This window comes from Desulfomarina sp., assembly GCF_054039375.1.
In genome coordinates this window covers 1-4,116 of record NZ_JBPLBA010000231.1, presented here as the reverse complement: position 1 = coordinate 4,116, position 4,116 = coordinate 1, and the positions used below count along the sequence as shown (strand labels likewise).

The window sequence follows — 4,116 nt, the reverse complement described above, 5'->3', positions numbered from 1 at the left end:
CGTTCAAAATTCCATCTTCCGCAGGTTCAGAGTCAATGTCATTAACTTAAGGACAAGATAGTTCAGGAAAGTCCCATTCTGACTTGGCCGAGGGTGTCTGCAGCCAGGACGGCTGCAGTCAAGCCCCAGGGACGGGTTTATGGCGTCCCTCAGACGTAATTACTCACAGGTACCGCAGCTTTTCACGGTCTCTTTTGTCCACATAGTAGGCTATAGCGAACAAAAGAGCCTGCAAAAATCTGCGGCACCTGTGAGCAATTACAGTTCAGAGGTAATAAAATCACATAATTGCTACCCCTGTGAGTAGTTACTTTTATCCGGCCATGCCGGTTTGTCGGCAATCAGGCTTTTTTCTCAGAAGTTGCTGGTTTGCTGTTCTGTGGCGGCGAACTTTTCGCATCGGCAGTAGCGGCCTTTATTTCTCCATCAATTGTTGCCCCCGGTTCAACCGTCAGGCTTCCTGCTGTCAGCTTGCCGATGATCGAACAATTTTTCCTGGCAGTGAGGATTTTCGCCGTGACGTTGCCCTCCAGTTTGCCATAGCAGTTGAATGAAGAAACGGTGATGTCGCCATTGACCTTTCCAGTTTCACTGAGAACGAGATGCTCTCCTTCAATATTGCCATTGATTTCGCCGTCGATTCTGGCCTTGCCTTTAAATGAAATCTCTCCGGTGACACTCATGCTTTTGTCGATAATCGACGAGATGGCTTCATTTTCCACCTTTTGCATCTCCTGCTCAACGTTGTCAGATTTTCCAAACATACCCATATTATTGTAACTCCTTTTGGGGCGGCAACTCGATTATTTTTTCTCCGGTGGTGCGGAGCTGGAATTTTTTAAAAGACTGGCAATTTTCATAAACTTATAAGGATTGATCGGCTTTCTGTTAAGACAGACTTCGTAGTGCAGGTGAGATCCGGTTGACCTTCCTGTATTGCCGACAAGGCCGATGAGCTGTCCTCTTGTCACCCGCTCGCCTCTTTTCACCAGCATAGTCTGGAGGTGGGCAAAAGCGGTTGTGTACCCGTTACCATGGTCAATGAGGATATATTTGCCATAACTTCCATTCCGAAAAGCTTTTTTGACAATACCGTCTGCCGTCGCATAGACCTTGTCTCCCCGTCGTCCCCGAAAGTCTATCCCGGTATGAAAGGCTTTTTTATGGTTGACCGGGTCTTTTCGTTTTCCGAAAAGTGAGGTAATGGTTCCCTGTACCGGTTTTCCCAGGGGAATGGCACGTATGGTTTTCAGATATTTGTCGGCTCTGAAGAGGAGGTCATCTCTTGCTTCATCTGGACTGGCTATGAAGGGACCACCGCTGTTTCCCGTTTCAGAATCCTTTTTTTTCTCAAGGTGGATTCCGATTGTGCCCATGATTTTTTCAATCAGTTCACTGCGCTCATTCAGTTCACTGACCGCAGTGGACATCAGCATTTCCTTTTCTTCTTTGAATGCCATTGCCTGCTTTACATTGTCCAGCTCCAGGTTGGCAACCTGCAGATTGAGTTTCAGTCGTTGTGTTTCGTTTATTTTCTCATGCCTTGCTATGGTTTCTTCACTGAGTTTGAGCTGGTGTTTCAGTTCGGAAATCCGGGAGCTGTAGTCTCGGTTTTTTGTAAAAAGAGAAATTGAAAAACCACTTGTAATAATGAGAAAAAGTAAGAAAAGAATTGATGCGGAAAGAAGCAGTCGGAATTTTCTTCTGGAACAGGGCATGCGAAAGATTTTTCCCCTGTCTCCGGTAATGATAATATGCAGCTGCTCATTCATCATTGGTTCAAAATAGTTGAGAATACCATTAACAGAAAGTATTATGCCCGCAGAATGGCAGGGCGGCTGAAAACACGAAGAATCGGAGCAAAATTTATATAGCTTATACTATTGCAGGGGAAAATAATCAACAATAAAAGTCGGTTGATTTGTGGTGCTGTTTTTGCTGAACAGCTTGTATCTGTTGTGTTTTTTTATGCCAGAGTCTTGCCATTGCCAGTCCCGATTGGTAAAGAGATCAAACTGGGACCTCAACCCTGCACCAAGAACACCGTGAAATTATTATTTGTTTTGTGAATACCCATGAAACTCAGCCGGAATGGGGATGCGCCCGATAATGCAGGCACATCCCCAGGTTCACAGCTATCAGGCAGTGTTTTGTCTGTGCAGGTGGGTAAAAGTGAAGAAGAACCTGTAAAAACGTAACTGGCCACAGGTGGTATCAACTCTGTGATTTTATTACCTTTTGATCAATGATGGTTATCCCGGATAAATCATGTCAAATCTTGTAGTCTGTCAATCCATTGCCAAATCATTTGGAGCCCAGGTTCTTTTCAATGATATCAATCTGGTTGTTTCAGAGGGAGACAGAATAGGCATTGTCGGCCCCAACGGGTCCGGTAAGTCAACCCTGCTGAAAATTATCTGCGGGCTTGAAGAGCAGGACAGGGGCGAAGTGCTGTTGAAAAAACATGCGCGTCTGAGCTATCTTGCCCAGGCGGATACGTTTGATGACAGCAGGAGTATCAGTGATAACCTTCTGGCAGCTCTGCATGCTGAAGATCTGGAAGAGATTGAAAAGTTCAATATGGTTCTTGCCCTGCTTTCACGGGCGGAGTTTGAAGATCCTGAAACTCCGGTTGGACGTCTTTCCGGTGGCTGGCGAAAGCGGCTGGCAATCTGCCGGGCTCTTCTTGTTGCTCCAGATATTCTTGTTATGGATGAGCCAACCAACCATCTTGATATTGAAGGGATTCTCTGGCTTGAAAAAATGCTCTCAGGGAGAAGTGGAGGGCTGAAAACGTTTCTGCTTGTCAGTCACGATCGGCATTTTCTGGAAAACTGTACGAACAGGGTGGTGGAGCTTTCAAGCGTTTATCCGGAAGGATTGTTTCAAGTCAAAGGAAATTATTCCCGTTTTCTTCAGGAAAGAGATCATTTTCTTGCTGGACAACTCAGGGAAGAGGAGCGTCTTGCGAACCGGATGCGACATGAGACAGAATGGCTCCGCCGCGGGCCCAAGGCAAGGTCAACAAAGGCAAGATACCGTATAAATGAAGCAGGCAGACTGCAGGAGAAGTTGTCAGACGTTCGTGCCCGCAACCGGGCGTCATCTCAGGTGCAGATAGATTTTGAGGTAACCGGGCGGAAAACCAGAAAACTGCTGACTGCCACCGCTGTTTCAAAAAGTTTTCCTGGGAAAAAATTGTTCTCTGGTGTCGATATCACCCTCTCTCCTGGGACAAAAATCGGTCTGCTGGGCAGGAACGGGTGTGGCAAATCAACCCTGATGCAGATTCTTGCCCGGGCGGCTGGACAGGGAGAGACAGCTGTTGACTCCGGTGAAATAAAGGTTGCTGATAATGTTCAGCTTGTCAGTTTTGAGCAGGACAGGAGGGGAATGAATCCGGAAACCAGCTTGCGTCGTGCCCTTGCGCCGGACGGAGATTCCATTGTCTATCGTGGTCGCTCACTGCATGTGGTGTCCTGGGCCAGGAAGTTTCTTTTTCGCATGGATCAGCTTGAAACCCCGGTCGGCCGGCTTTCCGGCGGTGAGCAGGCCCGTATTCTGATAGCTGATATCATGAGGCGGCCTGCAGATATCCTGCTGCTGGACGAACCTACAAATGATCTGGATATAGCTTCTCTGGATGTACTGGAACGCAGTCTGCTTGATTTTCCGGGTGCTCTGGTTCTGGTGACCCATGATCGTTTTCTGCTGGACAGGGTTTGTGACAGGATTCTCGGTTTTACCGGAAACGGCCGGGTGGCCTGGTATGCGGATTACAGCCAGTGGCTGGCGGACATGGCATCCAGTAGAAAAATACCTGAAAGAAAAAAAGGGGGGGGAGCAGCCAGGGGGAAGAGTCCCGCCCGGAAAAAGGGACGTCTTTCTTACCTTGATGGAAGAGAATATGATCAGATGGAGGAGAGGATAATAAAACTTGAAGAACAGGTGGAGGCACTGGAGCGGAAAATGACTCTGCCTGAGATCGTTTCCGATTCCGTGCAGCTTGCAGCATGCTGGCAGGAACTGGAGACGACCAGGGAGGAGGTGGAAAAATTGTACAATCGCTGGGACGAGTTGGAGGCGTTAAAAAATTCGGGATAAACCGGTTTGGTC

The 4,116-nt window shown here is 47.7% G+C and carries 3 protein-coding genes; 1 reads left to right on the top strand and 2 read right to left on the bottom strand.

All coding sequences use genetic code 11. The features are described 5' to 3' along the window. Positions 1–341: 341 nt before the first annotated feature. Both ACXLDX_RS12970 and ACXLDX_RS12965 read right to left on the bottom strand, forming a co-directional pair. Positions 342–770 (bottom strand): bactofilin family protein, encoded by a 429-nt coding sequence (locus ACXLDX_RS12970; protein ID WP_457577610.1) that lies wholly within the window; start codon positions 768–770, stop codon positions 342–344. Positions 771–803: 33 nt separating this feature from the next. Next, on the bottom strand, positions 804–1,775 hold the full coding sequence (locus tag ACXLDX_RS12965; protein WP_457577609.1) for a peptidoglycan DD-metalloendopeptidase family protein: 972 nt from the start codon (positions 1,773–1,775) through the stop codon (positions 804–806). Positions 1,776–2,268: 493 nt separating this feature from the next. Between ACXLDX_RS12965 and ACXLDX_RS12960 the strand changes: the two genes are divergently transcribed. After that, entirely contained in the window at positions 2,269–4,104 is a 1,836-nt protein-coding gene (locus tag ACXLDX_RS12960; protein WP_457577608.1) for an ABC-F family ATP-binding cassette domain-containing protein, read from the top strand. Positions 4,105–4,116 lie beyond the last annotated feature (12 nt).